This window comes from Variovorax sp. LjRoot130, assembly GCF_964253755.1.
Taxonomy (GTDB): Bacteria; Pseudomonadota; Gammaproteobacteria; order Burkholderiales; family Burkholderiaceae_C; genus Variovorax.
In genome coordinates this window covers 832639-859165 of the sequence record NZ_CAXURM020000002.1, presented here as the reverse complement: position 1 = coordinate 859165, position 26527 = coordinate 832639, and the positions used below count along the sequence as shown (strand labels likewise).

Annotated in this window: 26 protein-coding genes and 1 pseudogene; 7 read left to right on the top strand and 20 right to left on the bottom strand. The window is 64.4% G+C overall.

From position 1 onward, the window contains the following. Nucleotides 1–307: 307 nt before the first annotated feature. The 10 genes and pseudogenes from ACSQ86_RS33925 to ACSQ86_RS33880 all read right to left on the bottom strand — a co-directional run bounded on the left by ACSQ86_RS33925 (nt 308) and on the right by ACSQ86_RS33880 (nt 8111). Nucleotides 308–454 (bottom strand): hypothetical protein, encoded by a 147-nt coding sequence (locus tag ACSQ86_RS33925; protein WP_436310616.1) that lies wholly within the window; start codon nt 452–454, stop codon nt 308–310. Nucleotides 455–1044: 590 nt separating this feature from the next. Then, nucleotides 1045–1383, bottom strand: a pseudogene (locus ACSQ86_RS33920) (NAD(P)(+) transhydrogenase (Re/Si-specific) subunit beta); the annotation flags it as partial. A 167-nt stretch (nt 1384–1550) separates the two neighbouring features. Then, complete coding sequence (locus ACSQ86_RS33915) at nt 1551–2375, bottom strand: enoyl-CoA hydratase/isomerase family protein (protein WP_436310615.1); 825 nt, start codon at nt 2373–2375, stop codon at nt 1551–1553. Nucleotides 2376–2430: 55 nt separating this feature from the next. Next, complete coding sequence (locus tag ACSQ86_RS33910) at nt 2431–3558, bottom strand: zinc-binding dehydrogenase (protein WP_436310614.1); 1128 nt, start codon at nt 3556–3558, stop codon at nt 2431–2433. Between the two features lie 55 nt (nt 3559–3613). Beyond that, a complete protein-coding gene (locus ACSQ86_RS33905; RefSeq protein WP_436306845.1) occupies nt 3614–4312 on the bottom strand; it encodes an SDR family NAD(P)-dependent oxidoreductase in 699 nt (232 codons plus the stop codon). Continuing rightward, nucleotides 4309–4893, bottom strand: coding sequence for a 2-hydroxychromene-2-carboxylate isomerase (locus ACSQ86_RS33900; RefSeq protein WP_436306846.1), 585 nt, complete (start codon nt 4891–4893; stop codon nt 4309–4311). The genes ACSQ86_RS33905 and ACSQ86_RS33900 overlap by 4 nt, the downstream gene beginning before the upstream one ends. 40 nt (nt 4894–4933) lie before the next feature. Beyond that, on the bottom strand, nt 4934–5326 hold the full coding sequence (locus ACSQ86_RS33895) for a glutathione binding-like protein (RefSeq protein ID WP_436310613.1): 393 nt from the start codon (nt 5324–5326) through the stop codon (nt 4934–4936). Between the two features lie 75 nt (nt 5327–5401). Further along, entirely contained in the window at nt 5402–5746 is a 345-nt protein-coding gene (locus ACSQ86_RS33890) for a hypothetical protein (RefSeq protein ID WP_436310612.1), read from the bottom strand. Nucleotides 5747–6435: 689 nt separating this feature from the next. Continuing rightward, nucleotides 6436–7038 (bottom strand): TetR/AcrR family transcriptional regulator, encoded by a 603-nt coding sequence (locus ACSQ86_RS33885; RefSeq protein WP_436310611.1) that lies wholly within the window; start codon nt 7036–7038, stop codon nt 6436–6438. Between the two features lie 89 nt (nt 7039–7127). Further along, a complete protein-coding gene (locus ACSQ86_RS33880) occupies nt 7128–8111 on the bottom strand; it encodes an alpha/beta fold hydrolase (RefSeq protein WP_436310610.1) in 984 nt (327 codons plus the stop codon). 126 nt (nt 8112–8237) lie between these two features. Here ACSQ86_RS33880 and ACSQ86_RS33875 point away from each other — a divergent pair, with 126 nt between their 5' ends. Then, entirely contained in the window at nt 8238–9266 is a 1029-nt protein-coding gene (locus ACSQ86_RS33875) for an AraC family transcriptional regulator (RefSeq protein ID WP_436310609.1), read from the top strand. Nucleotides 9267–9616: 350 nt separating this feature from the next. Here the strand turns inward: ACSQ86_RS33875 and ACSQ86_RS33870 are convergent, their stop codons facing one another. From ACSQ86_RS33870 to ACSQ86_RS33830, 9 genes are all read right to left on the bottom strand, one after another. Next, entirely contained in the window at nt 9617–11119 is a 1503-nt protein-coding gene (locus ACSQ86_RS33870; RefSeq protein ID WP_436310608.1) for a PepSY domain-containing protein, read from the bottom strand. Between the two features lie 19 nt (nt 11120–11138). Next, the gene (locus ACSQ86_RS33865; RefSeq protein WP_436310607.1) at nt 11139–13331 is read right to left on the bottom strand and encodes a TonB-dependent receptor; all 2193 of its coding nucleotides are present in this window, start codon (nt 13329–13331) and stop codon (nt 11139–11141) included. 120 nt (nt 13332–13451) lie between these two features. Further along, nucleotides 13452–14318, bottom strand: coding sequence for a hypothetical protein (locus ACSQ86_RS33860; protein ID WP_436297720.1), 867 nt, complete (start codon nt 14316–14318; stop codon nt 13452–13454). After that, complete coding sequence (locus ACSQ86_RS33855) at nt 14315–14662, bottom strand: nitrile hydratase accessory protein (RefSeq protein WP_436297719.1); 348 nt, start codon at nt 14660–14662, stop codon at nt 14315–14317. Before ACSQ86_RS33855 ends, ACSQ86_RS33860 begins: the two co-directional genes overlap by 4 nt. 10 nt (nt 14663–14672) lie before the next feature. Next, a complete protein-coding gene (gene nthA / locus ACSQ86_RS33850) occupies nt 14673–15302 on the bottom strand; it encodes a nitrile hydratase subunit alpha (protein ID WP_436297718.1) in 630 nt (209 codons plus the stop codon). Further along, nucleotides 15299–16063, bottom strand: a complete 765-nt coding sequence (gene nthB, locus ACSQ86_RS33845) for a nitrile hydratase subunit beta (protein WP_436297717.1) — start codon at nt 16061–16063, stop codon at nt 15299–15301. Before nthB ends, nthA begins: the two co-directional genes overlap by 4 nt. Further along, nucleotides 16060–17082 (bottom strand): CobW family GTP-binding protein, encoded by a 1023-nt coding sequence (locus ACSQ86_RS33840; protein WP_436310606.1) that lies wholly within the window; start codon nt 17080–17082, stop codon nt 16060–16062. The genes nthB and ACSQ86_RS33840 overlap by 4 nt, the downstream gene beginning before the upstream one ends. 11 nt (nt 17083–17093) lie before the next feature. After that, nucleotides 17094–18764 carry an MFS transporter gene (locus tag ACSQ86_RS33835; protein WP_436310605.1) on the bottom strand — a complete coding sequence of 557 codons (1671 nt, stop codon included), beginning with the start codon at nt 18762–18764 and terminating at the stop codon, nt 17094–17096. 32 nt (nt 18765–18796) lie between these two features. Beyond that, nucleotides 18797–19588: an alpha/beta fold hydrolase gene (locus ACSQ86_RS33830; RefSeq protein ID WP_436310604.1), complete on the bottom strand. Its 792-nt coding sequence runs from the start codon at nt 19586–19588 to the stop codon at nt 18797–18799. A 216-nt stretch (nt 19589–19804) separates the two neighbouring features. Here ACSQ86_RS33830 and ACSQ86_RS33825 point away from each other — a divergent pair, with 216 nt between their 5' ends. Continuing rightward, nucleotides 19805–21178 carry a sigma-54 interaction domain-containing protein gene (locus ACSQ86_RS33825; RefSeq protein ID WP_436310603.1) on the top strand — a complete coding sequence of 458 codons (1374 nt, stop codon included), beginning with the start codon at nt 19805–19807 and terminating at the stop codon, nt 21176–21178. On the opposite strand, the gene ACSQ86_RS33820 is transcribed toward ACSQ86_RS33825, so the two are convergent. After that, nucleotides 21175–22677, bottom strand: a complete 1503-nt coding sequence (locus ACSQ86_RS33820; protein ID WP_436297712.1) for a PLP-dependent aminotransferase family protein — start codon at nt 22675–22677, stop codon at nt 21175–21177. The genes ACSQ86_RS33825 and ACSQ86_RS33820 overlap by 4 nt on opposite strands. An 85-nt stretch (nt 22678–22762) precedes the next feature. Between ACSQ86_RS33820 and ACSQ86_RS33815 the strand changes: the two genes are divergently transcribed. The 5 genes from ACSQ86_RS33815 to ACSQ86_RS33795 all read left to right on the top strand — a co-directional run bounded on the left by ACSQ86_RS33815 (nt 22763) and on the right by ACSQ86_RS33795 (nt 26459). Further along, nucleotides 22763–23395, top strand: a complete 633-nt coding sequence (locus ACSQ86_RS33815) for an FMN-binding negative transcriptional regulator (protein WP_436297711.1) — start codon at nt 22763–22765, stop codon at nt 23393–23395. 15 nt (nt 23396–23410) lie between these two features. Then, nucleotides 23411–23755: an antibiotic biosynthesis monooxygenase family protein gene (locus ACSQ86_RS33810; protein ID WP_436297710.1), complete on the top strand. Its 345-nt coding sequence runs from the start codon at nt 23411–23413 to the stop codon at nt 23753–23755. Nucleotides 23756–23832: 77 nt separating this feature from the next. Then, nucleotides 23833–24153 carry a quaternary ammonium compound efflux SMR transporter SugE gene (gene sugE, locus ACSQ86_RS33805; RefSeq protein ID WP_436297709.1) on the top strand — a complete coding sequence of 107 codons (321 nt, stop codon included), beginning with the start codon at nt 23833–23835 and terminating at the stop codon, nt 24151–24153. Nucleotides 24154–24327: 174 nt separating this feature from the next. Further along, nucleotides 24328–25449 (top strand): trans-sulfuration enzyme family protein, encoded by a 1122-nt coding sequence (locus tag ACSQ86_RS33800; RefSeq protein ID WP_436297708.1) that lies wholly within the window; start codon nt 24328–24330, stop codon nt 25447–25449. Between the two features lie 116 nt (nt 25450–25565). Beyond that, nucleotides 25566–26459: a LysR family transcriptional regulator gene (locus tag ACSQ86_RS33795; protein ID WP_436297850.1), complete on the top strand. Its 894-nt coding sequence runs from the start codon at nt 25566–25568 to the stop codon at nt 26457–26459. Nucleotides 26460–26527 lie beyond the last annotated feature (68 nt).

The window sequence follows — 26527 nt, the reverse complement described above, 5'->3', positions numbered from 1 at the left end:
GCAGGCGACATGTTGTTGCCCGTCGTCGTGATCAACCCAAGGGCCATTGCAATCTGATCTTCGTCCAGTCCCAGAAGTCGAGCAGCGCCAGCCCGCCGCACGCAGCATGCCAGTCGATCCAGTGGATGTGCCAGCCTATGTCTCGTACCGGCTTGGGCCCGGAGGAGTTCACCACGAAGATTCGTACGGACACAGCGCGCTTCAAACGCTTGGCCCAGTCCGAACGAAAGGTCACGCCTCAATAGCAGGCAAGTGAGTTGAGCGGCACGGTCTCCGATGATTTCTCTTTCATCGGAGACCATGTCGCTCAGGCCGTCAGTGCAAGCACTTCAACCGCGATCCTTACGTCTTGCACCGGCAGCGGCGACGCCTTGACCACGGACTTGGCCGGCGCAGTCGGGAAGTGCGCGCGCCAGACCTCATCGAAAACCGCAAAGTCGGTCAAATCCGTCAAGAAAACCTAAGCCTTCGCCACGTGGGCAAGGTCGCTACCGGCACTTCGCGGCGCGGCATCCAGCCGCGCCAGCACCCACTCGGTCTGCAGTTTGATCGCCGACGTGCGGATATGCAGGATGCACCACGCATTCCGACGGTAGTGCCCCGGTATCGAACCCCGGAAAGATACCGGTGTGCACCAGACAAGCTGTACCACTCGGCTGGGACCGCGCTTTCAAGAGCTTGGACAAACTGAAGCCGGACATCATCAAGTGGTGGAACAACGGCGCTGAAGCCCCACAGTTGCTGCTGGACCGGGAGGTGTCCATGGCGAGCGCCTGGAATGGCCGCGTGATCGCCACTACACCTACAACCAACGAATTTTGCAGTATGACTCGTGGGTCATCCTCAAGGGGACCAAGAACTACGAGAACGCAACGAAATTCTTGGCCTATGCCTCTAGCCGCGAGCCGACGTCGAGAAGAATATCCACCAATCGGGGGAGAACGAGATCAGTCCAACCGTCGAAGACGGCTACTCTCGGACAGGGGGCGAGTGATCGCGCACTGCCTCGAGGAGCTGGTCGGACTGCACCTTGGCCTAAGCCAGCAGCAGCACGTTCAAGTGGTCCGGCATACGCCAGGCCATTGGGTGGATCGCGTACTTCATCGTCACGACTCTCTCGGTGAGTTTGGCCACGAGCTTTCACCGCGTGCTGCGCGCGCGCATCCGCCAGACCGTACCCCGATACGATCACCTCCGTCTCGGCGTTGCCGAGTGACGGGCTTCGGCGCCGCCGGTCGCGGTCGCCGCAGCGGCGTCGCCGCCGAAGACGCCCTGAATCATGTTGAAGAACGAGCGGTGCATCGCACCAAGAATCGCACGCGAACTGCCTACCAGTGATCCGGCGATGATCAGGTTGAGGTTAATGCCGGACCCGGCCACAGCCGAAGTAGCTTTGGGTTAGACGGGTCGAGCCCAAGTTGATGGGTCAAAAGCCGGATTTGGCCGCCGGTCTGCGGCTGATTTTGCTGGGCTTTTCCGCGTGACGTAGAGCCAGCTGCGAGCCCGAACAACAGTATTTCCGGTTAACTTGACGGCTCCGGCCGCGCGGCTCAGAACTTCTCAGCGACTTGCTTGCCGAGGTCGAGTTCGACTCCCTTAGGCTGCTGCAAGCCGCGTTCGAAGAGGCTGCGCACGTGATCTGCGTTCTCCGGACGACCCGCCGTGCGCCTGAAGGCGGCCATAGCGGCTGCGTAGTCCCCCGCCGGGATTGCGGTGGCCGCGTCGACGAACTCCTTCGTGCCGGCGACCCCGGCCTTGCTAAAGCCGGCGATGCGGCGGGCGAAGGTGTCGACGAAGTCGTCCAGCTCGCCCTCGGGAAGAACGCGGTTGACGTAGCCGTATTCGGCGGCGAGCTTGCCCGGGAAGTCGTCTCCTCCCACCACGATCTCCATCGCGCGACCTCGGCCCACCAACTCGGCCAGTCGCCCCATCGGGTTGCCGCCGGGTACGGCGCCGAAGCCCACCTCGGGCTGCCCCAGGATGGCGTTGGGCCCGGCGAAGCGGATGTCCGTGTGCAGGACGAACTCACTTCCCGCTCCTCGGACGCGGCCGTTGATAGCCGAGATAGTGAGGGCCGGGACCCTGCTGAGGCGCAGAAGGGTGTCCGGGTGGGGGAGGAGCCCGGTGGGGCCCGGCGCCGTAGTGTAGACGCGCTGGATGTCGGACTTGAGGTCGAAGTGTGCCATGAAGAAGTCGGGGTTGGCACTCTGGAACACGACGACGGTCAGATCGGGGTCCTGCTCGATGCGGGTCACCAGATCGCCAAGCTGATCGATGGTGTCCGGATCGATGAGGTTGATCGGGCCGTTCTCGAAGGTCACCTTCCAGTAGGACGGCGACACCGCGCGTACTTCAAATTGGGTTCGGTTGCTCATGGACATGATTCCTTAGTTTTAGATCGACACCAGATGTCGCAAAATGCTGACTCGGTCAGCCCCGATCCTTGTTCGGATTGACGAGGTACTTCTCGCCGGTCGACGCCTTGCTGTAGGCCGCGATGGCGTCGAGCTGCAGCGCCTCGCCCATCGACACCTCGCACGTGTAGTGGCTTGCAAAGGTTGTCTTGAGTTCGGATGCCACGCGCTGCTTCAGCCGCTCGGCCTCGGCCGCGCCGACCTTCTGCAGAAACTGGAATAGCAACCAGCCGCCCATGCCCCACGACATGCCGAAGCCGCGGGTGAATTCCGTCGCCCCCCGATCGAGGCTGCCGTAGATGTAGACCTGCTTGTGCACGGCCGAGCCGTAGCGGTTGTATTCCTTCGCATTGCGGTTCACGGCCGCTTCCATCGCCATGAGGATCTGGCCGGCCAGCTTGCCGCCCCCGATCGCGTCGAAGGCCAGCGTCGCGCCGGTTGCGGCCAGCGCGTTCGTCAGGTCTTCCATGAAGGTCGGCGACGTGCTATTGCAGACGAATTTCGCGCCGAGTTCGCGCAGCAGCGTCTCGTGCTCGGGCTTGCGTACGATGTTGACGAGGCCGATCCCGTCTTTCAGGCAGACCTTGTTGAGCATCTGCCCCAGGTTCGACGCGGCCGCGGTGTGGACCAGCGCGGTGTGGCCTTCTCGCTTCATCGTCTCGGTCATGCCTAGGGAGGTGAGCGGATTGACGAACCACGAGGCGCCCTCCGCGGCCGATGTTCCTTCGGGCAGCGGCAGGCACTGCGCGACGTTGACCGCGCAGTACTGCGAGTACATCGCGCCGCCGATCACGCCCACAGTCTTGCCGAGCAACGCCTGCGCGGCCGGTGAACTCCCGGCGCCGACCACGACGCCGGCGCCTTCGTAGCCGACCGGCACGGACTCGTCCAGACGGCCCGCCACGGCCGGCAGCATGCGCGGCGGCACGGTGGCGGTGACGACCGGGCGGTCGGCCGTGCCGGAGGCCCTCGCGGTCGACATGTCGGCCATGCCAAATAGCACCATCAGGTCCGACGGGTTCAACGGGGCCGCGTCGATGCGCACGAGCACCTCGTCGGCTTTCGGTTCGGGCATCGGCACCTCGGCGAGCGAGAGTTCAAGCTCGCCGCCGGCGCGGACGATGGAGCGGAGTTGCAGCGGCATGGGGGTGTCTCGTAAGTTGGACGAAGGCGGTTTCATTGAAGCTGAACGCCTCTGATCACCAGGACTCGCGGAAGGGCCGCACTTCCGTCAGGAACGACCAGGCCGAACGCGGCTGGTGGGTGACGTGCCAGACCTCTTCGGCGATGTCGGATGGCTTGATGAAAAAGTCATCCGGCTTGTCCGCCCACCGCGCGCGGGTCCAAGACACGTCGATGATCGCGTCGATCATCATGAAAGACACGTGCACGCCCCGGGGCCCCATCTCGCGGGCGATGGACTCGGCCAGAATGCGCTGCGCCGCCTTGCTTGGCGCAAAGCCGGCAAAACCGGCCTTGCCACGGACGGCCGAGGTGTTGCCTGTTACCAGCAAGGCGCCGCCCCCTGCTGCCTCCATCCGCGGCGCCGCCCACCGCGCCAGGTGCAGCAGGGCCATGACATTGATCTGGAAATTCTGCAGGAGAACTTGCGGCTCGATGTCGAGGAAGTTGCCGAAGGCACCACCCACGGCGTTGTGGATCACCACCTTTGGGACGCCTGCACGTTGCTCGATGGCATCGAGGGCGGCCGCTAGCGCAGCAGGGTCGGCCACATCGCAGGGGACCGCAAAAGCGTTTGGAAGTTCGCTCTCGAGATCGGTCAAGCGCTCGACCGTGCGCGCGAGCATGGCCACCTGGTAGCCGCCATCGTGGAACCGCCGGACCATTGCCGAGCCGGTGCCCGGCCCTACGCCGGTGATGATGACAAGTGGCCTCATGCGACCTGCTCCAGGCGAGCTTGCACGAAGTGCAGGCGGTCGTTGCCGAAGAACATATCGTCCCCCACGAACAGGGTCGGCGCGCCGAACACGCCACGCGACGCCGCCCCGGCGGTTGCCTCGTCCAGGAGGGCCTGCGCGGCCGGCGAGTCCATCCGCCCTTCAAGCGCCTCAGCGTCGAGCCCCGCGGTGCCCAGCAGGGCCGCGACCTCGGCCGCCGTCCCCAGTGGCGCGGGAGTTGACCAAAACGCGTTGAAGATCGCGTCCACCGCCGCGGGCATCGCGCCCATTTGCCCGGCCACCAGCGTGGCGCGCAACAGGCGGCTGGCGTCGATCTCCGAGCCCTGGGGATGCCGGTTGAGTGGAACCCCATAGTGGGCAGCCCATCGGCCCATGTCCGTCATCACGTAGCGTCCTTTGGGTGCGCAGGTGATGCTCGTCGGCACGTTACCCACCGCTTTCATAAGTGCCCCAATTTCGAATGGATGGAAGGCGATCTCGACATCCATCTTCCGGACCTGAGACAGTGCAAGGAAGCTGTAGGGGCTGCGATAGTCAAAGTAGAAGTCAATCGTTTTCATTTGGGGTTCCTTTGGTGCAATCCGTAGTTGTGAATGATGTTCATAGTCCGCGGCCGGCTCCGCGCTCGGTTGCGAACTTGGCGAGATAGGGGCCGAACTCCGGCGCGAAGGCCGGATCAGTCGCGAGGCGGTCGAAATGCGCCATGGCGCGGGGAAACCGCTCTCGGGCGTTGCCCAGGAACGGCGCCTTGCCGAGCGCTTTCAGGGCCTCGCTACGGCCCAGTTCATTGTGGAAAACGGCTAGTTCACAGGCGAAGCAGATGTCGGCCAAGCTCACCCTCTCGCCGACAAGGGTCTGGCGGGCCGGCTCCAAGGCCCTGTCGATGCCGGCCATGTAGGTCGTGAACGCCTCGTCGGCGCGAGCATGGACGTCCGCTGAAAGTTTGGAGCCTTGCATGGCGAGGAGGTAGATTTGCGCATCGCGACCGAACACCAGACTGACATCCAGAAAGCTGTCTATCCGCGACGCCTCGAATGGATCGTGGCCATATAGCCCGCTCCGCTCCGCCTAGCGGGCGACTGCGCGCATGATGCTGTTGGACTCGAAGATGCCGACCTGCCCGTCCCCGCTGAAAGCCGCGGGGACTGTCCCAAACGGCTGAGCTACAAGAAAGGCGTCGGTCTTGTAGAGCTTGCGGCCCTTGAACCCGATGCGGCCTATACGCTCAGCGGCGGCGCGTGCTTCGGCGGACACTTCGCTTAACGGGCGGGCGTCGAAATCCCAGAGCCAGTCCACGAGTTCGCCGCCCGCAGCGCCCCGCACCTCCAAATCGACGCCGCCGATGCGCGCGGCGATGACTGCCTTCCACACACGAGGATTGGGCAAGTAGGAAAAGATCCGCACCTCGGCCATCGCGCTGTCTCCATGGTGCGCCGACAAGCGGTGGCGCAGTTGTTCGTCCAGCGGGCTGTGGGGCCGGCGACTGCCGACACCATCCGCTGTTCATGCCCCATTCTGCATGACGATCATCATCCTGTCTACCGCATTGCTTCGCCAAAAGATGTTTCACCTGCACTGGTTTACCCGGAGACGGGATGCATCAATCAGAACGCGACGGCATGGCCCTGGCTGGTCCATTACTGGAGCGGCGACCGTGCAGCGTGGCTGTTGCAGCCGCCGGGAACAAATGGCTCGAACGGTCTGGGCGGTACTTGGCCCTGGACGACGGGCATGCCCGCCAAAGCGTGGCACGCGCGCATTGCTCGCGCGGCGGGATTACGCTTTGAAGGAGCGCAAGCGACCGCGCGCGAAGTGGGCCAGACAGGTCGGGCCCGAATGAGATCACTCCGATAAACAACCTGAGCCACAAAGGTCGGCCCACAGATGGGAGCTGCTTGTAGCCGGGGTGGGAGCTCACATAAGCTGAATAGGCGTGTCGGTCAGCACCCCGCGCTCAGGCACTGCGCTCAGCACTCATGCAATTTGAGTTCCACCACTCGCGACGAAAACCTGCGAGCGCTCACCGTCGGGCGCGAGGACCTGACATGTTCCGCAGTTGCTGAGCACGCGCCGAGGGGAACGCGTACCGCCCGTGCCGCGACTCAGGTTTGGTCCTGGTTGCCTGAGCGCGTCCGCTCATTGGGCTCGTTGAACGCCACCAACTGCTCGCGCACGCTGCGGAGCAAGTCGTCCGAACGGGCCGGGTCTGCCATCACCCGCGACAGGGCCAGAGCGCCAACCATGGCGCTGACGGTCAACATCGCTCTGGAATCGTCGTTGTCGTCAAGGTGGCGCCGAGCGGCGGCAATATAGTCCTCGATAGAGCCTGACATGACCGCCCTGGACTGGGCGTCGGCGCGTCCGACATCGGAGATCAACGCCGACACTGCGCATCCAGTGCTGCGCGAGTCCCGATGGCTGGGGCTCAGATAGTCGCTGACGAAGCCGGCGAAGCCGGTCGGACGCGCTGATTTCTCCCTCGCCGCCGATCGACGTACGCCATCAACCAGGGCTCGCCTGAGGGCCTGGGCGAGCAAGTCCGCGCGAGATGCAAAATGGCCGTAGAAGCCGCCATGCGTGAGATTCACGCTCTTCATGAGCTTGCCCACGCTCACCGACTCAAGTCCGCCTTCTCGAATCTGGTCGGCGGCCTCCCTCAGGATCCGCTCTCGACTTTGCGCCTTTTCGGCCTGCGAATGTCCCAAGGCAAACGCTCCTATGCAATCTGATCTGGATGACGGTCAACATCTCATTGTAGGCATTGATGACCCCATGATGCATTTGCGCCTCCTCTTCAAGCCAGCGAGAGCAGAGCTCGAACCAACTGCTGCGGCATGGACAGGAATGGACTGTGATCCGAGTCCAGCCGCAGCACCTGCGTCTTGTTAGCAGGCGTCGCGGTGTCTGCCTGCGCCACCATCAGGTCCTGGAGCGCCGGCGGGATGGTGTTGTCCGCGCTGGTCCGGATATATGTACGGGGGATGGCTCCCCAGCGCTGCACCGACGTCGCGATTGGCGAGACCATCGCACCTATAGGAATATCCGGCGACAGCAGATTGAGAGCGGCGCGCGCTGTTACTGCGTCCACTTGCCCGTAAAACAGGTTGATGAGCCCCGCGCGATAACTAGCGTCCGTGGATGCGGGGTCGAGTCGCAGGGCGCCGGTGACACCAGGATCGCTGCGCAGCAGCGGCGTCAAAAGCGACGGCGGTGCCTGCGCATCAGGGGGGAATGCCACCATCGGTTGGCCGTCCTTGGGCATGAAGGCCGCGACGTAGACCAGGCGCGCTATCTTGCCGGGGCCCAGCAGTTCGGAGGCAGCATGGATTGCGCCGCCACCCATGCTGTGACCCACGACGATCGGCGCCGGGAAGCCGGCGGCCAGCAGGGAGTCGACGGCATCGGCCACGGCCCGAGCGTAGTCGGCCAGCGTGATACCCGCGATCGGTGAGAATTCAGTCGCCAGTGCCGACGTGCGGGGCTGAATGTCGAACGCCGCCGGAAATGCCGCATTGAGGCCGTGCCCCGGCAAGTCGATCGCCAGCACCGCGTGGCCGGCGGCAGCCAGCAGTGGATTGATCTTGCCCCAGCACCAGGCGCCATGCCAGGCGCCGTGAACCAGCAGGAAAGGGCTTTTGAGCGCGGGCGCGGGCGCCGATTCTGCCTGCGTTCCAGTGCAGCCGGCCAGGGCCGCGCCCGAGGCTGCGAGGGCAGATGAGACGATGGCGCGTCGAGAAAGAAGCATCGCGATGTATCCGTTTATGAGGTTCCGCAGCATCGGTGGTGTGCGGCATCGGCGCTATCGCCTCAGTGCAATTCAGCGGATTGCGTGCAAATCGCCGACCCGGGATTTCCCTCTTATGAATCACGCGCTGCTGGGCCATCGTCCGTTCCAGTGATCCCCATGACGCCGTTCCCTTCCGTTGAGTTCGACCATGGAGGCACATGGCTGCGGGGCCATCGTGTGGCGGATAGCCATGATGTTGACGAATCACCCCTGCAAACCGCGCCCTTTTTTGGCGAATGCCGGCTTCAGCGGCTGCGGCGTGACGATGTGTTCCATGGCACGCTCGACTGCGTTCCGATGGGGCCTGTGTCATTCAACCGCACACGCTGGGGAGCGCGTGTTTCACTCGAACCTCTGTCACAGACCTTGCAGGGCTACTACCTGATCAGCCTGCCGACTCGAGGAGCAGCGCAAGTACGCCAAGGCGGTGAATTGCACCAACTGGTTGCGCAGAGTCCAGGCGTTTTCAGTCCAGTTCGCACCTTCTCAATGGAAGTGCACGAGGGATATGACCAACTGCTGATCCGCGTTGATAGCTCATTGATTGCAGATGCCTGGCAGGGCCTGACCGGCCGGCCGCTGATGGCGCCCTTAATTTTCGAAACGCCCCTGCCCACGCGACCGCAGCTGAGCCAGGCGTGGCACGGCATTGTCGCCCTTGCCGGTGTGGCGTCGGCGCTCCCGCCATCCGGCAAGGCGCGGCAATTCGCGCAAGCATCGCTGGCGGACGCTCTGGCATCGCTTCTGCTCACCCAGCATGCCCACAATCAGCAGTCCACGCTCGACGCACGCGCGACCTGCACGGCTTCGCCGCGGATTGTCAGGCAGGCGGAGGAGCTGATGCTGCGTCGGCTGCGAGCCCACGTTTCGGTGGACGACCTTTGCGTCGAATGCGGCGTGTCGCGCCGCACGCTGTTCGCCGCCTTTCAGTCTTGCCACGGCGTGGGGCCGATGACGTGGCTGCGGGAAAGGCGGATGGAAGCGGCGCGGGGCGCGCTGCAAAAGCCAAGCCGTGGCGGAATTCGCGTTGCCGACATCGCCCTCGAGTACGGCTTCGCCCATCTCGGCGACTTTGCCGGGGCGTATCGACGGCGATTTGGCGAGGCGCCATCACAGACATTGAGGCGTGGCTGGGCGTACGCCTGAGACGTCCGCCACGCTGGAGATCCTGAAGAGAGCTCGCTAGATCGGGATAGAAGTACGGGGCATCGATTTTTCTCCCAGCATCGCGATCGTCGACTTGACATTGCCCTTGGAATCCGTACCCCTAGCCGAGCTCATGAGTTGGCTTGCTTTGGTTGATTGGCAAGCCCGTCCTGCTCAAACTGCATCGGGATGACATAGGGCAGCGTTGTTGGTTGGAGTGGCCCCGCGGCTGGACCACTGGGCAAAGCAGAACTGATCCGCTTTACCCGGAGGCATCGCGCCTCGCATATGCAGACCGATTTCCGAATGTGCACCCTCGAACTGCATCAGCTCGAAGCCGTGTCTCCTCTTTAACGAGCGATTCCATTGCGTCGTCCGCTTTCCGCCTCGGGCGACAGAGCGCGCCATCCAATCACGCACGACGTGACGCACAGCGCGATGCCGAGAAAGGAGAAGAGCAGCACCAGCGCTTCGCGCAACCATGGCCGTTCGCGCAGCGGCTCGAAATCAAGACTGTGCAATCCCTGGTACAGCACCCGCTGCCACCGCCCCGATGGGTCGGCCCGCAAAAGCAGCTTGCCCGAAGTGGCATCGGCATAAAGGTCAACGCCGTCTGGCCAATGAGCGCGCCAGACAGGCAATGGCCGGGTGTCCAGCGCTTCCGCCGAGGCCGGATTCTTCGCATAGTAGACATCGTCGTAGCGATCCATCCGCGTCACATTCGAAGGGAGGTGATCGACACCGCGCAGGCGCCGCAGAGCGCCCGCCATCAACCCGTCTGGCAGCGCCAATTCCACCGCCGGCGCGACGCCGGCAACGTCCGCCCGCACCCACCACCGCCGTTGCATGCCTTCGAGGCGGTACCAGACTTGCCCGTCGACACGAATCCGTTCAAGTTCCAGCGGCTGTGCACCGGCTTCCCGCGACCGTACTGCCGCCAAGGCAGCCTGCGGACTGACAAGGGCCTTCCCGTCGGCGCCGAGCCAGTGTTCCCGCTCAGAGGCCGAGGCTCCCCGTGACGAGAACACCCCGTATGGATTCATCGACATCAAACCCGAGAAAATCCAGGTGAGCGTGAACACCGCGGCGACGAGGCCGGCAATGTGGTGCCAACGCATCCACAACTTGCGATAGGGAATCCAGCGGGTTCTGTTGAGGAACAGCTGCCAGACTCCCAACACCAGTCCGGTTCCGGCCAGCAGCACGCCCGGGATCGACAGCCAGACAACCACCTGGTTCCACGCCTTCGGGAACTGCCGCAGTACGGTCGGATAGATCCAGTGCGGCACGGCGCCGACCCAGTTCCAGAACCGTTCGGCACGACGCGTGTCAAGCACCACTTCGGCGGCGGCGCTCGACGCATACAGTTCGAGACCGTCGTCGCCATCGAGACTGACTTTGAAAAGTGGACGGTAGGGGTTCAAGCCTTGCGGAACGGTCCATTGGTCACGCTCCAGCCCCTCGGCCAGCACCGCTCGCCGCCCGCTGAAGGACTCGGCAACCTTCATGGCCTCTACGGATGTCAGCGGCGCCTTCATGGCACCGGTACGGGCGTCGAGGGCTTGCCACTGCGGGGTGTGCTGCTCGCCGGCATCGACCAGCAGGCGCCAAACCGGCACCTCCTGGTCGGCCATGCCGAGGCGCGCTTCGGTGAACGCGACGCCGGCTCGCCTTGCGGCTTCCTCGGCGGTCAGGCAACAGCCGACAGCCTGTTTCAGGGGCTGCAGTCCCGCGCGGCGCTCTGCCTGCGTCAGATTCGGGAACGGCACGTAGTACAACACGAGGCCGCTGAGGAACCACATCAGAAACAGTAGCGCCAGCGAGATGCCGAGCCATTTGTGGATGAAGATCAAGACCCGCTTCATGCCATCATCAGAAGGCGGCCCGATAGCTGACTTCGAAGCTGCGCGGTGCACCGACCATGACCTGGTTGTTCGCGTTCGCGCCACTCCAGTAGGCGTAGAGCTTGTCCGTCAGGTTGCGCACACGAAACGTGAGCTCGCCCTTCGGCAACGTCCAGGTCGCATAAGCCGTCGCGATGGTGAACCCGTTCATGCGCAGCGTGTTGGCGTTGTTGGCGTAGGAGTAGCCGGTTCGGTTGACGCCCGCACCAACTCGCACCGGCCATCCGGGCACCTTGTAGTCGGCCCAGAGGTTGGCCACCGTCTTCGGCACGTTCGGTGGCGTATTGCCGGCCCGCGAAACGTTGCCGGCCTCGATGAGCTGGTCGAACTGCGCATCGACCCATGCCAGATTGCCACTCAGCGTCAGGTCACGCGTGGCCTTCCAGGCCGCAGCGAACTCGATCCCGTGCGCGGACTGCTTGCCGCTGTTGACGGTGAGCGTCGAGTTGCTGAAATCGCGCGACAGCACGTTGTCGAGTTCGATCTTGTAAGCCGCCACCGTGTAGTCGAGCCGCCGATCGAAAGCCGACTGCTTGAGGCCGACCTCGAGCTGCCTGCCCTTCGAAAGGCTGAAGGCACCGTTGGCGGCCGAGAGCAGCAGCAAGTTGCCCGTGCCGACGGGCGCGCTCGCGTTGGTGTACTGCGCATAGACCGAAGTGTCGGGGTCGATGGCGAAAACGACGCCCAGGCGTCCTGATGTCGGCTTGTACTTCTGGGTGAACGACGTGAGGGCGCGGGTGTTCAGATCCAGGCTCTGGCGATCAAGCTTGACGTAGTCCTGCCGCAAGCCCCCCACGATGGTCCATCGGTCGCTGACGGACAGGGCGTCTTCCAGGAAGAGCGAGCTGGTCGGGATCTGTGCGTTGAAGATGCTGCGGTTGCCGGCACCGGCGTAGAGTGGAGGGTTGGCGGCGAAGGCAGCGTAGCTGCCCGGAAAGGTGGCAAATTCGCCGACCGACAATGCATTGTTGGCCGCGGTGGAGCCGTTCGAGAAATCACGATTGGAAGAGAAGTCGGTCTTTGTGTACTCGAGGCCCGCGACAAACTTGTTCTTCATTCCGGCAACGGACGACGTATTGGTGAGATCGAGCCGGTCGGTCAGGATCTGGTGGTCGTGCGTGATGCCGACCAGGTCGCGCACGATGCGCTGGGGCGCGGCAAAGGCGTAGGACTCCGAGTTGCGCCAGGCCCGATCCGCTGTGTAGTAGGACAGTTCGTTGCGCAGCTTCCATTCCGGCGCGATCTGCCAGGTCAGCTTGGTGCGCGTCCAGAGGCTGTGCGCGCTCATCTGCGCATCGTCGACGTTGTAGTTGCGAAATGCGATGCTGCGATCGACCACCCGGCCGGTCGAGTCGCTGACGATGTCGGTCGGCTGCAACGCATAGGTGCGCGGCACCAGTGGGGTTCCCTGGTACGACCGTGCGCTGTCGTTGGCATAGTCCATCGTCAGGTCGAACGTCAGGTCGCGGGTCAATGCTGTGGTGAAACCCATCGTGAGGTTGTCGTAGCGCTGCTTGTTGCGATCGACGTGGCCGTCGGTCTGCTGGTGGCTGTAGTCCAGGCGAAAAGCGCTCGACTCGCCGACGTTCACGCCCAGCCCGACACCGGTACGGGCAGTGCCGAAGCTGCCATAGGACTGCATGGCCTCGGCACCCGGATTGTTGCGGTCGGGCCGTTTGGTCACGAAGTTGACGGCGGCGCCGATCGCGCCTTCGCCATACAGCACCGAGGCCGGGCCTTTCAGCAGTTCGATGCGCTCGTAATTCCAGGTGTCCTGTGGCCGGCTCACCATCGAAGCCACTGCGACCCGATCGCCGTCGAACAGGTAGGTGATGAAACTACCGGTGAACCCGCGGGTGGAGGCTGCCGATGGCGAGCCGGGCGCACCGCCTGCGGTCATGCCCACGCTGCCGCGCAGCGCCTCCTCGAAAGTCCGCGCACCGCGCCTTTCCATCATTTCCTGCGTGATCACCTCGGCCGAGGCCGGCGTCTCGCGCACGGTCAGCCCGAGCCTGCTGCCCACCGCAGGCGTTGCCTGCAACGATGGAGACTGATCCTGCTGCGTGGCTGTCACCTCAACGGCTTGCAGGCTCACCTGCGCCAGCGTCGAGGTGCTGACCACCAGAACGACGACGCCCGGGAATGCAATGTGTTTGACCATGGGAGAACCGGAGAAGAAGAAAATGGAAGCGCTGGGCAGAGAGGCACTCGTGGCCACCCGACCGCAGCCGCGCCGCGTGCCGGCAGCTGTCGGTTCACCGACGTACGCTGCGGGGCGACATCAGGAGGTCCGCGAAGGAAGGGGTGTTGGGGGCGCGTCTTCCCGAAGGCCGGGCATGACGGCCGCTTGCGCACTGCGTGCGCGCCTGGCACTCCACGCCCAGATGCCCAGCATGACAACAACCAGCGCAGCGCCGGCGAATGAAAACGCCATGTCGTCGAGTTCGACTTCCGGCAACAACACCTTGGCCACGTTGTAGACGGCTACGCCGAATGAGATGGCAACGATGAGCCAGCCCAGTGTCCGGCGCACGCGGCGCCCTGCCTCCGGATTTTCGATGCCTCGGCCGATTCGGCAGATGATCCGGCCGTCCAGCGTATCGGTCACCATCATCCCTGCCGTAAAGGTCATCCCTGCGAGCAAGGCAGCCCATGCACCGCCGTTCTTGTTGCTGGCGACGTAGCCCCAGGCTGCCGCCTGTGTGGCGGTGTCGAAGACGGTGGCGAACAGCACGCCAATGACCACCACCGACCAGGCACTCGTCTGTTGCCGCAAGCGCGCAGGGATCAGGCTCATTTTCCAGCCGGTCGGCACGTAGGCCTTGTCACTGCGCAGCAGCAGGCGCAGATTGAGGCAACCGACCACGATCAGCAGCAAGGTTGGAATCCATCCGAAAACGGTCACCACAAGGCCCGGGGGATCGAAGTGCAGCGCCAGCTTGCTGACGACCACCGCGATCAGCGTGACCAGCAGGCCGTGACCGAGCGCGAACAAGGTCCCGATGCAACCTGCATGGGCATGCGAATGATTGAGTGCGCGCCAGGTCAGGCCATCGATGCAGGCGATGTGGTCGGGGTCCAACCCGTGCCGCAGGCCCAGCACGAACATCAGGACCAGCCCCGAAAAGGACAGCCACTCGGCGCTCATTCACTGCTCCGCACCGGCCGATCGGCCAAGACCCGGGCCAGTTCGCTTTCGGTGACCACCTGCTGCCGCTCCAGAACCTGCAGCAGCGCGCCGAAGAACCGCTCGTAGTAGTCCCAGGGCGGCTGCGCTGCGCAGTCGAGCCGTTCCCAATCGCCGATCGATTCAATTAGATGCTGGCGGAAGTCCTCCCAGTCGAAGTGGCCCTGCTTGGCCACGGCCAGCGTCAACCCGAAGAGCTGGCGCTGCCAGGCCTCTGCAAAGAACAACTTGCCCTGGCTGCGCGGCGGCGAGTCGGCATGACCCAACATCTGAGAAGCCGCATATTCCTCGAAGCGAGTGAACATGGCCCCCGCCTCAGGTCGCTGCAGGCGGCGCTACCAGCGCGACGCCCATCATCGCCTCCGGCGTGACCAGCGCAGCCAGTTGCTCTTCGCTGAAGCCGTCGGTGTTGGCCGGCCGCTCGGGCACGACGAACCAGCGGATCTGCGCGCTGCTGTCCCATACCTTGACTTGGGTGTGCTCGCTCACCGGTACGCCGAACTCGCGCAAGACCGCGCGCGGCTCGCGCACGCCACGGGCGCGGAACACCGGATCCTTGTACCAGTACGGCGGCAGCCCAAGCACCGGCCACGGATAGCAAGAACACAGCGTGCAGATGATCAGGTTGTGCACACCCGGACTGTTGGCCACCGCGGCCATGTGCTCACCCTCGGCGCCTTCCATGCCCAATGGCAGCTGAAGTTCGGCGATGGCCTGGGGCGTGTCGGCGAGCAGGCGCTGCTTGTAGGCGGGATCGACCCATGCCCGCGCAACGATGCGCGCGCCGTTGAACGGTCCCGCGATCTTCTCGAAATGATCGAGCACTGCATCGACCGAGTCGCTGCCGATCACGCCTTTCTCGATCAGCAGGGCCTCCAGCGCGCGCACCTTCGCTGCACTCGCCGCTTCGCGCTCGTCGTTGTACTTGAACAGATCGCTGCTCATGGCGTTTTCTCTTCCTCGGGCGTTGGGGATTGCAGGTAGACCTCGAAGAGGTCGGCGTAGATCGTCGTGTTCGGCTCGCACAGGTCGGGGCCCCAGATGTCGCGGGCGTCGAACGCGATGCGGTACACCGGCATCGGTCCTTCCAGCCCGTCCGGCCCGGTCGAACAGAAATACTCGAACGCACCCGGGTACACCTCCCGGACAGTGCCCTTCTTGTTGCGCAGATAGCCGGGTAGCCGCGTGTGGTCGGCCGCCGCGGGGTCAGCCACGCGCACCATCTGGCCGGCCGTGAACCGCGGTGCATGCGGCAGCGGCCGCAGGCTGGAGTCGCCATGCAGCAGGTAGTCGACCACCTGCCGCTTGATCGGTTCGCTCGGACGCTCGGGCAGCGGCGCGTCAGGCTGGGTGCGGTAGTGCGCAGTCAGCCGGGCCAGCTCATCGGCGGTGATGTAACCCTTGTCGACGAAGAACTGGCTGATGCCCATCAGCCATTTCTCGTAGTAGCGGAACTTGAAGTACTCGAAGGGCTGCATGCCCTCGGCACCGGTGCGCAGCGAGGCCCAGGTCCAGGTGTCCTTGAACGTGGACGGCAAGGTGGCCATGGCGTACTTCGGCAATGCATCGGCGAGGTGGGCGCTCTCGGCCATCATCACGGTGTGGATGCCGAAGATGCGCTTCTCCCAGTCCTGCACGAAGACTCGGGGTTCGAGGTTGACAGGCCCGAGGTTCTCGAGGCCGCCCAGCGCATGCTGGAGTTTCATGGGTGCTCCGTTTCAGATTCGAAGGCAGGAGCCGGCATCCATTTAGGTTGAATCGCCAAGCATCCGAGGAAGCCCTCGCGCAAGGCGTCGACTGCCAGTTCCCGCCCGATGAAGACCAGCTTGCTGCGGCGCGGCTCGTCGGGGCCCCACCGCCGCCCAGGGCGCGCATCGAGCAGCATGTGCACGCTGTGACAGTGGAATTGGCGCGCCTCGCCGTTGAAGTGAAGCACGCCCTTCGTGCGCATCAGCTGTGCGCCTTCGCTCTGGACCAGCCGGTTCATCCAGCGGCTGAACCGCTCCGGGTCGATCGCGCCGTCGGTTTCCATGCAGCACGAGCTGATCGAGGTGTCGTGCTCGTGGTCATGCGCCTCGCCGTCCAGCAAATCGGGCTCGATCGACAGCACGTGTGGCAGCGAGAAACGCTTCGCGCCCAGCAGCTCCGCCGCCGGAACCTGTGCGCGTTCCGTGCGGATGAGATACGCGACCGGATTCAGCCGGCGCAGCTCGCGCTCGAGCCGTTCCAGCTCTTGCGGGCTGGCAGTCTCGACCTTGTTGAGCACGACGACGTCGGCGAAGGCGATCTGCTCGCGCACGATGTCATCGTCGACGTGGAGCAGGATGTGGTGCGCATCGGCTACGGTAACCACCGACTCGAGCTCCACCCGCTGCAACAGGGCCGCATCGGCGAGAAAGCTCTGCAGCACCGGTGCTGGATCGGCCAGGCCGGAGGTTTCGATGATCAGCCGCTCGACCGGGCGTTCAGCCCGTTGCAGCAGTTCGTTCACCGCCTCCGTCAGGTCCTTGCGCACCGTGCAGCAGACGCAGCCGTTGGTGATCTCGATCAACGGCTGGTCATCTGCGACTATCAGCTGCCCGTCGATGCCGACCTCGCCGAATTCGTTGACGATGATGCCAATGTAGGTGCCGCTGCGCTGCGCCAGCAGGTGGTTCACGAGCGTGGTCTTGCCCGCCCCGAGAAATCCTGTGACGATCGTGACGGGGATCTTGGCGGGAGCCATGCCCGTTCGCACTACCGTCCCGACGCAGCGAGTGCCGCGGCGGGGGGCAGCGTCTCCGTCGCTGCAATCGGCTCGCGCATATCGAGCCCCCGGCGGTCACGGATGCAGATCGCCCCTACAACCAGCGTGAGCAGCGATACGGCAATCGTGTAGACGAGGCCGCGGAAGATGTCGCCGCTGCTCACGACCATCGCGGTAGCGATGAAAGGCGCGAAGCCTCCGATCCAGCCATTGCCGAACTGCAGAGCTACAGAAACACCGCTGTAGCGCACCTGCGTCGGAAACTGCTCGACGAGGAACGCGCCCATCGGCCCGTACACCATGGTCGCGAGCAGGACCAGCACGAACAGCATCAGCACGACCATGGGTGCATCGACACGCGCCGGATCGGCTGTGAGCGGCATTCCGCGCTCGACCAGCACGCGGCGCAGCGCCGCTTCATCGAAACCGGTCAGCGTCGTTTCGCCCACCACGAACCGCAACTCGCCCGCCTGCTGCCGCAGCGTGTACGGCACGCCTTGCGCCGCCAGAAACGAGCGGGCGCGCGTGCAAGGCTTGGTCGCCTTCGGCTGGAACAGCTGGCCTACGAAGGACTGGTCCTCGCGGCAGTCACCGCCTTCGATGACGACCTGGGTGCTGGCGCGGAACTCCTGCTGGGCGGGGTTGCCGTACTTGGCCATGCCCTGGAAGAGCGGCATGAACAGGATCGCGGAGAGCAGGCAACCGGTCAACATGATCCACTTGCGCCCGATGAGGTCGGACAGCCAGCCGAAGAGCACGAAGAATGGCGTGGCCAGCACCAGGGCGATCGTGAGGTAGGCGTAGGCGGATTGCGGCGGCAGCTTGAGCGTGGCGGTAAGGAACTGCAGGCTGTAGAAGTGCGCGGTGTACCAGATCACCGCCTGGCCGGCCACTGCGCCGAAGATCGTCACCAACACGATGCGCAGGGTCCGCGGGTCGCCGAAGGTGTCCTTGACCGGGTTTCGCGAGCCCCTGCCGTGCGCCTTCATCTCGAGGAACACAGGCGACTCCTCCAGCCGCATGCGAACATAGAGCGAATACGCCAGCAGCCCGATCGACAACAGGAACGGTACGCGCCATCCCCACATCGCGAAGGACTCGACGGACATCGACGAGCGCAGCAACATGATCACGCCCAGGGAGACGAGCAGCCCGATGGTGCCGGTGATCTGCAGCCAGCTGGTCATGAAGCCCCTGCGCCGCGGATCGGAATGCTCAGCGATGTAGGTGACCGCGCCGCCGAACTCGCCACCGATCGCCAAGCCCTGCACAAGACGCAGCAGCACCAGGATTGCGGGTGCAGCCCAGCCGATGGTCTCAAACGTGGGGAGGAACCCAATGGTGGCGGTGGCGACGCCCATGATCATCATCGTCACCAGGAAGGTTTTCTTGCGCCCGACCAGATCGCCCAGTCGCCCGAAGACGATCGCACCGAAGGGCCTCAGCACGAAGCCTGCGCCGAAGGTCGCGAGCGACGCGAGGATGGCCGCCGACTCATTGCCCTTGGGAAAGAACAGCCCGCCGAAGAACACGGCGAGGCTGCCGTAGATGAAGAAGTCATACCACTCGAACACGGTGCCAAGTGCCGCGGCGAAGACCACACGGCGCGTTTCACGCGAACGCTCGGGCGTTGCGGGGGATGAGTCGACTGTTGTCGTCATGTCCATACTCCTTGATGTATGGCGGGCGGGCGTCAAGCGCCGCTCCGGTTGTCGATGCGAGCGATGAAGTCGCGCAGGATCGCATTGAAGCGCTCGGGCTGCTCGAGCATCGGGAAGTGCGCGGCGCTGGGCACCAGCTGCAGTATCGCGCCGGGAATGCCGGCGGCAAGCGCATGCGACTCCGCCGGCGGCGTGATGGCATCCTCCTCGCCGCAGACGACGAGCGTCGGCAATGCCAGGCGCGCGAGCTGCGCGCGGCTGTCGGCTTCATTGAGCGAGACGATGGCCTCGCGAGCGACGAATTCCGGCGTCTGCGCCACCTGTTCGCGCGCAAACGCCAGCAGCTCGGCCGAGGCGGCGGAGCCGAACGAGCGGTCGATCACCGCCTGGCTCGCCGCGGCAACGCCGAGGCTATCGATGGCCTTGAGGACATTCTTCACGCTGACGTCGGGGCCGAGACCGTGCGGCGTGGCGCCCACCAGCACCAGCGCGCGCAAACGGCTTGGGTGCGCGAGCGCGAAACGCTGGGCGATCGTGCCGCCCATCGACAGCCCCACGAGGATGGCATCATCGAGACGCAGCTTGTCGAACAGCAGCACGAGGTCGTTCACGAACGCGTCGATCGTGTAGCGGCGTGAGCGCGGTGATGCCGAGCGGCCATGGCCAGGCAGATCGGGCACCACCAATCGGTGGTCACGCGAGAACGCGCCCACCTGCTGGCGCCAGAACTCGCCGGTCGTGGTGTAGCCGTGGCAAAAGACGAGCGCCGGGCCGTGGCCCGCCACACGCACGTGCATGTCTCCGATTGAAATAATGTCGTTCATGTGCATTTCCAGGTGAAAGGGTGGAGGCCGCCGCGCGCGTCGAACGCGAGGCGGAGGGCACAGAGCAAATCCGGGGCCAGCTCGGCGGACGTCTTCGCGATTGCGCCAAGTGCTTGATTTGCTTGGATAAATGCTCACCACGGCTTCCATTGACGGGCTGGAGCACATGCCTTAGTCTCAGTATTGAGTCCTAACGTCGCAATCACGAGACGAGAAATGCCCTTTCCCGAATGGTTCGGCTCCGGCCAGAACGAGGCCGAGTTCCTGCGCCGCGTGCTCGACCACGTGTCCGATTGCCTGGTGGCGGTCGACACCAACGGCCGCGTCGTGCTCATCAATGCGCCCTACTGCCGCCTGCTGGGCGGCCCGCCGGAAGACTTCATCGGCCGGCACATTACCGACGTCGTCTCTCCGCAGACGCGCCTGCACCATGTGGCGCGCGGCGACATCACCGTGACCATGATGCCGCTCGAAGTGCGGGGCCACCAGTTGCTCGCGCGGCAGGTGCCCGTCTATCAGGACGAGCGAATCATCGGCGCGGTCGGCCTGGCGCTGTTCTCCAACATGGCGGCACTGAAGAAGGCGGTCGCCGTCGTCGGCGACCAGGGGCGCGCCATCCAGAGCCCGCTCACGCCATGGACCGCGCGCTACGGGCTCGACGACATCCTGGGCCAGGGCGCCGGGATGGATTCGGTGCGTGCGGCCATCGAGCAGGCCGCGCCGCTGTCGCTGCCGGTGCTGGTCCAGGGCGAGACCGGCAGCGGAAAGGAACTGGCGGCCAATGCGATCCACGCGCTGTCGCCGCGCGCCAGGCGGCCGTTCGTGTGGGTCAACTGCGCTTCCATTCCGGAATCGCTGATCGACGCGGAGCTCTTCGGCTACGAAGGCGGCGCCTTCACCGGGGCGCGGACGCGCGGCAAGCCGGGCAAGTTCGAGTTGGCGAGCGGTGGCACGCTGTTCCTCGACGAGATCGGGGACATGCCGCTCAACTTGCAGGCCAGTCTGCTGCGCGCGGTGCAGAACCAGGAGATCGTGCGGGTGGGCGGCGTCTCGCCGATCCCGATCGACACGCGTGTCGTCTGCGCCACCCACCGCGACCTTCAGGAGCGGGTTGATGCCGGCCAGTTCAGGGCCGACCTGTACTACCGGCTCAATGTGCTCGGCGTGCACATGCCCGCGCTGCGCGAACGCGACGACCTGGCGTGGTTGGCCGACCAGTTGCTCGAGCGCATTGCGATGCGAGAAGGCCTGCCGGGCCGCCGCGTGTCCCCATCGGTGCGCGCTCGATGGCTGTCCTTCGACTGGCCCGGCAACGTGCGGCAGCTGGAAGCCGCGCTGCTGCGCTTCCTGCTCTCTGGCGAAGCTGGGCTGCCGGAAGCGCCTGCCGCGACGCGCCCACAGGCGGTTGCCGGCAGGCACGGGACGACGCCAACGACCACGCTGCAGGCACACCTCGACCGCGAGCGCGATGCCTGCATACGAAAGACGCTTGCGGAGACCGCCGGGGACAAGGACGAGGCCGCGCGCCGGCTGGGCATCAGCCGCGCGACGCTGTACCGGGAGCTTCGGCGCTCGCCCGCTTGGTCTTAGCGACCCACGCTCGGCTTCGCACTCCGCTCGGCGATCACCGCAGCCAACACACGCATTCCCTGATCGATCTCCTCGACCGTCAGACTGGCATATCCCAGAATCAGCCCGGCTGGCCGGGGTTGCATGCGCGACTCCGGCTTCGCAAACAGCGGCGACACCGGGTAGACACCCACGCCCTTGCTGCGGGCAGCAGCCGCCAGCGCGGGCTCGTCCTGCGGCCGCAGGAACGGCAGCCAGAGCACCCCATGCAGTCCGGCCGCCGTACCGGTGACTGCGGCGCCGCCGGGCAGGTGGCGCACAACTGCATCGAGCAGCGCCGCGCGCCGGCGTTCGTGCGCGCGACGCGTGCGCCGCACGTGGCGCTCGTAGGCGCCGCTGTCGATCAGCGATGCCAGCACACGCTGCTCCAGCACGGGCGCGTGGCGGTCGGCCAGCCGCTTGGCCTGCCGGAACACCGGCACCAGGTCAGGAGGCAGCACCAGGTAGCCGAGTCGAAGCTGCGGCGACAGCGCCTTGGAGAAGGTGCCGATGTAGATCACGCGGCCGTCGGTATCGATCGACTGCAGCGCGTCGATCGGGCGCTGGCCGTAGCGGAACTCCCCGTCGTAGTCGTCCTCGACGACCCAGGCGCCGTTTGTTCGTGCCCAACGCAGCAGTTCCAGGCGCCGGCCGATGGGCAGCACACCCCCCAGCGGAAATTGGTGCGACGGCGTCACATAGGCCAGGCGGGTGCGGTCATCCTTTGGCAGCCTGGCCGTGTCCAGGCCTTGGGCGTCCACCGGTATCGCCAAGGGCTCGGCGCCCGTGGCCTCGAAGCACCGGCGCGCCATCACGTACCCAGGCTCCTCGAAGACGAAGGCATCGCCGGGATCCAGCAGCAGCCGCGCGCACAGATCGATGGCCTGCTGTGAGCCGTGCACCACGAGGATCTGCTCGGCATCGCAGGCCAGGCCCCGCGCGCGCCTCAGGTATCCCTGCAGGGATCGGCGCAGCGACGCATCGCCTTCGGGCGCGACGTAGTAGAGCCTGCGTTGATGGCGCAGCAGTTCGGCCTGGTAGGCACGCCGCCAGGCCAGCGCCGGAAAGTCGCGAGCGGCCACCGCGCCGTAGAGGAAGTCGATGCGGCAGGGTTCTGCAGGAGCAAGTCCAGGCATGTCGATGCCCGCCACGCGATGGCCGATCGCCGAGAGGGATGGTGCAGTCCTGGTTCGCCGTTTCGGCTTTGCGTTGAACTGTGCAGACGCAGCCAGCGGGCTCGCGACGTGGGCAACCCGCCCGACCGACGTGACAATGAAGCCCTCGGCCGCGAGTTGCTCGTAGGCCGCGGTGACGGTGGTGCGGGACACCCCCAGGTCGGCCGCCAAGGCACGCGTGGACGGCACCCGCGCACCCGCGGCGAGCATCCCGTCGGCGATCTGGGAACGCAGCAGGTCGTAGATGGAGCGCCCGGCCCTGCTGGCACCGGAACTCTGGCTCGGCGGCGTACGAAACTGGTCCATGCCAAAGGAGTAAAACTGGACCTTCCCATTGTGCCGGTTCCGCGCGACAGTACCAGCTGCCCACACCAGTCCCCACCCTCCCCCGATGTACATCCCCACGCACTTCGCCGAAACAAGACCCGAGGAACTGAACCGCATCATCCGCGAGCATCCGCTGGGCGCTCTGGTCACCCAAGGGACCGCGGGCCTGGACGCCGATCACCTCCCTTTCGAGTTCGATCCTGAAATCGGAACGTATGGCTTGCTGTCGGCGCATCTCGCTCGCGCCAACCCGCTGTGGCAGCGCTGCCCCACCGGGACTCCGGTGATGGTCATCTTTGGCGGCGCGCAGGCCTACATCTCGCCCAGCTGGTACCCGTCCAAGCACGAGGCGCACCGCCAGGTGCCGACCTGGAACTACGAGGTGGTGCACGCGCACGGCGTGCTCACCGTGCATGACGACGAGCGCTTTGCGCGCCGCATCATCGCGCGCCTGACGCGGCGCCACGAGGCGGCCGAGCCGAAGCCCTGGAAGATGGGCGACTCCGCACCCGAGTACATCGACAGCATGGTGCGCAACATCGTGGGCATCGAGATTGCCGTCACCTCGCTGGTGGGCAAGTCCAAGCTCAGCCAGAACAAGGAAGCGCGTGACCGCCTCAATGCCGCAGAAATGTTGAAGGCGCGCGGACGCGAGGAACTGGCGGGATTGATGCGCCATGCCAGCGGAACGAGTTAAGGCCGACACAAACCCATGTACACATCCACCTTCACTTTCGCAAAGGGCCAGTTCGACGACGAGTTCCACGCTTTGGACAATGTCATTGCCCAGATTGCCAGATCCATCCCCGGCTACCTGGGCGAAGAGAGCTGGGAGAACCATGCAACAGGACTCATCTCGAACGTGTACTACTGGAAAACCATGGACGCACTTCAGGAACTCATGAAGCACCCGGCACACATCGCTGCGAAGCAGCGGCAAGCGCACTGGCTCAAAGGCTATCAGGTCGTCATTGCGCAGGTCGTCCGTTCCTATGGCGATGGCGGCATTGCGCACCCGCTCGCTGACGCAACGCAGTCAGCACCTTATGTCCGCTGAATTTCGGCGGGCGCTTGAACGGTGACGGAGTCGGTCTGATGCGGCGTCTGGATCGCCGCTGCAGTGGAGAATCTCATATGGCATGGATGCTTCTGGTTGTCGCCGGTCTTCTTGAAGTGGGTTGGGCCATTGGCCTGAAGTACACGGATGGATTCACCAGGTTGTGGCCAAGCATCTTCACGGTCGCTGCCATGGTCATCAGCGTCGTGCTGCTGGGAATCGCCATGAAGTCCCTACCCGTTGGCACCTCCTACGCCGTCTGGGTAGGAGTCGGGGCCGTCGGCACAGCAATCCTCGGCATCATCCTGTTCGGCGAACCCGCAGCGCCCGGTCGGCTGCTCAGCCTGGGGCTCATCGTCGCCGGTATCGTCGGCCTCAAGCTGGCAAGCTCGGCGTAGTCTGCTTGGGTGCAGGTGCAAGCCTCCGAGTACGCGTGGCTTGCCTGCATCATCAACGCCGTGCATCGCAAGCACGTTCGTGGCCAGATCGATACCAACATGAGCAATGGCCATGGGATCCAACGGAACTCGCATCAATAGTTCCGCCCCACAAACCTTCTGGAGATACTGAGAATGGAAAAGCACCCGTCTGCAATCAAGCCGGAATCGTGGCTCGTCACGGCAGGCCGCTCCCCCGAGCCCGGCGCTCCGTTGAGCGTACCGCCAATCCCAGCTTCGAACTTCATCATCGGCAGCGGGCGCGAGTATTCGCGTGATGATGGCACCCCGACCTGGGAAGCACTCGAGGAAGTTGTCGGCGGGCTTGAGTCCGGCAAGGCCGTCGCGTTCGCCTCCGGCATGGCCGCCATTGCCTCAGTGTTTGATCAGCTTGCGGCTGGTGCCGTTGTCGTGCTGCCAGATGATTGCTATCAAGGTGTTGCGGGCCTGGCGGCAGCGGGCGCTGAAAGAAGGCGTTGGTCGGTGCAGCGCGTTGCAGTGGACGATACAGCCGGTTGGATTCACGCCTGCGGCGTCGCTGACCTGATTTGGCTTGAGTCGCCCTCGAACCCCCTGCTGACCGTAGCGGACCTGGAGGCGATCTGCGCAGCTCCGCGCAAGGCCGGAGCGATCGTGGCAGTGGACAACACCTTCGCCACTCCTTTGAATCAGCGCCCGCTTGACTTCGGTGCCACGGTGTCTCTGCAATCGGCAACCAAGTTCATTGGCGGCCACTCCGATCTACTGGCAGGGGTCGCCACGACAACAGACGACGCGCTGTGGCACGCCCTCAGGAAATCCCGCGAGCTGACTGGCGCGACACCAGGAACGCTCGAAGCTTTCCTTGCCGTCCGCGGCGCGAGAACTCTCGCGCTTCGCTTACAGCAGGCCCAACAAACAGCCATGGTGCTTTCAGAGCGGCTTGAGGGGCATCCGCTGATCACCCGTGTCCGGTATCCAGGCTTGCCCTCACATCCGACGCATAGTACTGCCAAGCGTGTGCTCAAGGGCTTCGGAACCATCATTTCGTTCGATATGCGTGGAGGAGCTGGTCTTGCTGACAGCATCTGCAAAAACGTCAGGCTCATCCGTCATGCCACCAGTCTCGGTGCCGTGGAATCAACGATGGAAAGAAGAGCTGCGATCCCGGGACAGGGCCACCTTCCACCTTCGCTCCTGCGGCTCAGTGTCGGCATCGAGGATGCGGACGATCTCTGGGACGACCTCGACTCGGCTATACGTTCTGCTTCACCATGACTCTGTCGATAATGGTGCAGCGCGGCGATCGTAGCCCGGACGGCTGATCGGCCCCATGGGAGGTCGGCTGCCAACTCGATCACGCACACAACTACTAACCACAGAACACCATGGCGATCGAAACACTTGACCGGCCGCTGCGGTATTTTCTGTGCATAGCGGAGCTCGGCTCGCTATCAAAAGCTGCCGACAAGCTTGACCAAACACAGTCCGGATTGAGCAAGCAATTGGCTGCGCTCGAATCGAACCTTGGTCAATCACTGTTCGTTCGAACGGGACGCGGGGTTGAACTCACCGAGGCCGGCACGAGACTCTATGACGCCCTGGCGCCAGCCTTCAGAGAAATCGATCGGGCTGTCGACAGCGTACGCCGGCAAGGAGTCACTCACGGCACCGTCCGGCTGGCGACGGTCCATACGCTCAGCTACTACTTCGTCGCCGAAGTGGTTTCGCTGTTCGTCAGCACGCACCCGGATGTGAATCTCTCGCTTCTGAGCCGCAGTTCGCCCGAAGTCGTAGCTTTGGTCGACCAAGGCAAGGCGGATCTGGGGTTCGTCTATGACTCTGCAGTGGACTGCGGTACCTTGACATCGAAGTCGCTGTTCGAGGACGAAATGGCATTGATCGTCCTCGATGACAGTCCTCTGAACACACCCCAGGACCTGTCTATCCTCAATCTGCGCCTGGTCGGCTTTCCGGCTCACTACGCGCTCAGACGGATGATTCATAGCGCTGGGTTGCAAGCTACCTATGTTGCCGAAGCAGAAACCATAGACGCCATGCTCAAGCTTGTTTCCTCCGGCGTTGGCAATTGCATACTGCCGTCACGGATCCCCGAAAAGCTACTCGCCGACTACGGGCTTCGCAAGGTTCACATCGAGCGACCTGCGTTACGTCGCCGGGTGGTAGCGATCTCCAAGACGGCCAAGGCGATGACGCCCCTGACCTCTGATCTCCTCGTTTGCGTCTTGCAGGTCGCTGAACAACTGCAGCGTGAGCAGCCGGAATAGCTGATATGAGACCGCCTTCATTGGCGCTCACGACTTTGCACAAACAGAATCGCACCAGCTTCTGAAGC

Excerpts from the sequence above, each read along its gene's own strand:
- ACSQ86_RS33915 (WP_436310615.1), bottom strand. The coding sequence starts at position 2,375 with ATGAGCAACCGAACCCAATTTGAAGTACGCGCGGTGTCGCCGTCCTAC.
- ACSQ86_RS33910 (WP_436310614.1), bottom strand. The coding sequence starts at position 3,558 with ATGCCGCTGCAACTCCGCTCCATCGTCCGCGCCGGCGGCGAGCTTGAA.
- ACSQ86_RS33905 (WP_436306845.1), bottom strand. The coding sequence starts at position 4,312 with ATGAGGCCACTTGTCATCATCACCGGCGTAGGGCCGGGCACCGGCTCG.
- ACSQ86_RS33900 (WP_436306846.1), bottom strand. The coding sequence starts at position 4,893 with ATGAAAACGATTGACTTCTACTTTGACTATCGCAGCCCCTACAGCTTC.
- ACSQ86_RS33890 (WP_436310612.1), bottom strand. The coding sequence starts at position 5,746 with ATGGCCGAGGTGCGGATCTTTTCCTACTTGCCCAATCCTCGTGTGTGG.
- ACSQ86_RS33880 (WP_436310610.1), bottom strand. The coding sequence starts at position 8,111 with ATGCTGCGGAACCTCATAAACGGATACATCGCGATGCTTCTTTCTCGA.
- ACSQ86_RS33875 (WP_436310609.1), top strand. The coding sequence starts at position 8,238 with ATGACGCCGTTCCCTTCCGTTGAGTTCGACCATGGAGGCACATGGCTG.
- ACSQ86_RS33865 (WP_436310607.1), bottom strand. The coding sequence starts at position 13,331 with ATGGTCAAACACATTGCATTCCCGGGCGTCGTCGTTCTGGTGGTCAGC.
- ACSQ86_RS33860 (WP_436297720.1), bottom strand. The coding sequence starts at position 14,318 with ATGAGCGCCGAGTGGCTGTCCTTTTCGGGGCTGGTCCTGATGTTCGTG.
- ACSQ86_RS33855 (WP_436297719.1), bottom strand. The coding sequence starts at position 14,662 with ATGTTCACTCGCTTCGAGGAATATGCGGCTTCTCAGATGTTGGGTCAT.
- nthA (WP_436297718.1), bottom strand. The coding sequence starts at position 15,302 with ATGAGCAGCGATCTGTTCAAGTACAACGACGAGCGCGAAGCGGCGAGT.
- nthB (WP_436297717.1), bottom strand. The coding sequence starts at position 16,063 with ATGAAACTCCAGCATGCGCTGGGCGGCCTCGAGAACCTCGGGCCTGTC.
- ACSQ86_RS33840 (WP_436310606.1), bottom strand. The coding sequence starts at position 17,082 with ATGGCTCCCGCCAAGATCCCCGTCACGATCGTCACAGGATTTCTCGGG.
- ACSQ86_RS33835 (WP_436310605.1), bottom strand. The coding sequence starts at position 18,764 with ATGACGACAACAGTCGACTCATCCCCCGCAACGCCCGAGCGTTCGCGT.
- ACSQ86_RS33830 (WP_436310604.1), bottom strand. The coding sequence starts at position 19,588 with ATGAACGACATTATTTCAATCGGAGACATGCACGTGCGTGTGGCGGGC.
- ACSQ86_RS33825 (WP_436310603.1), top strand. The coding sequence starts at position 19,805 with ATGCCCTTTCCCGAATGGTTCGGCTCCGGCCAGAACGAGGCCGAGTTC.
- ACSQ86_RS33820 (WP_436297712.1), bottom strand. The coding sequence starts at position 22,677 with ATGGACCAGTTTCGTACGCCGCCGAGCCAGAGTTCCGGTGCCAGCAGG.
- ACSQ86_RS33815 (WP_436297711.1), top strand. The coding sequence starts at position 22,763 with ATGTACATCCCCACGCACTTCGCCGAAACAAGACCCGAGGAACTGAAC.
- ACSQ86_RS33810 (WP_436297710.1), top strand. The coding sequence starts at position 23,411 with ATGTACACATCCACCTTCACTTTCGCAAAGGGCCAGTTCGACGACGAG.
- sugE (WP_436297709.1), top strand. The coding sequence starts at position 23,833 with ATGGCATGGATGCTTCTGGTTGTCGCCGGTCTTCTTGAAGTGGGTTGG.
- ACSQ86_RS33800 (WP_436297708.1), top strand. The coding sequence starts at position 24,328 with ATGGAAAAGCACCCGTCTGCAATCAAGCCGGAATCGTGGCTCGTCACG.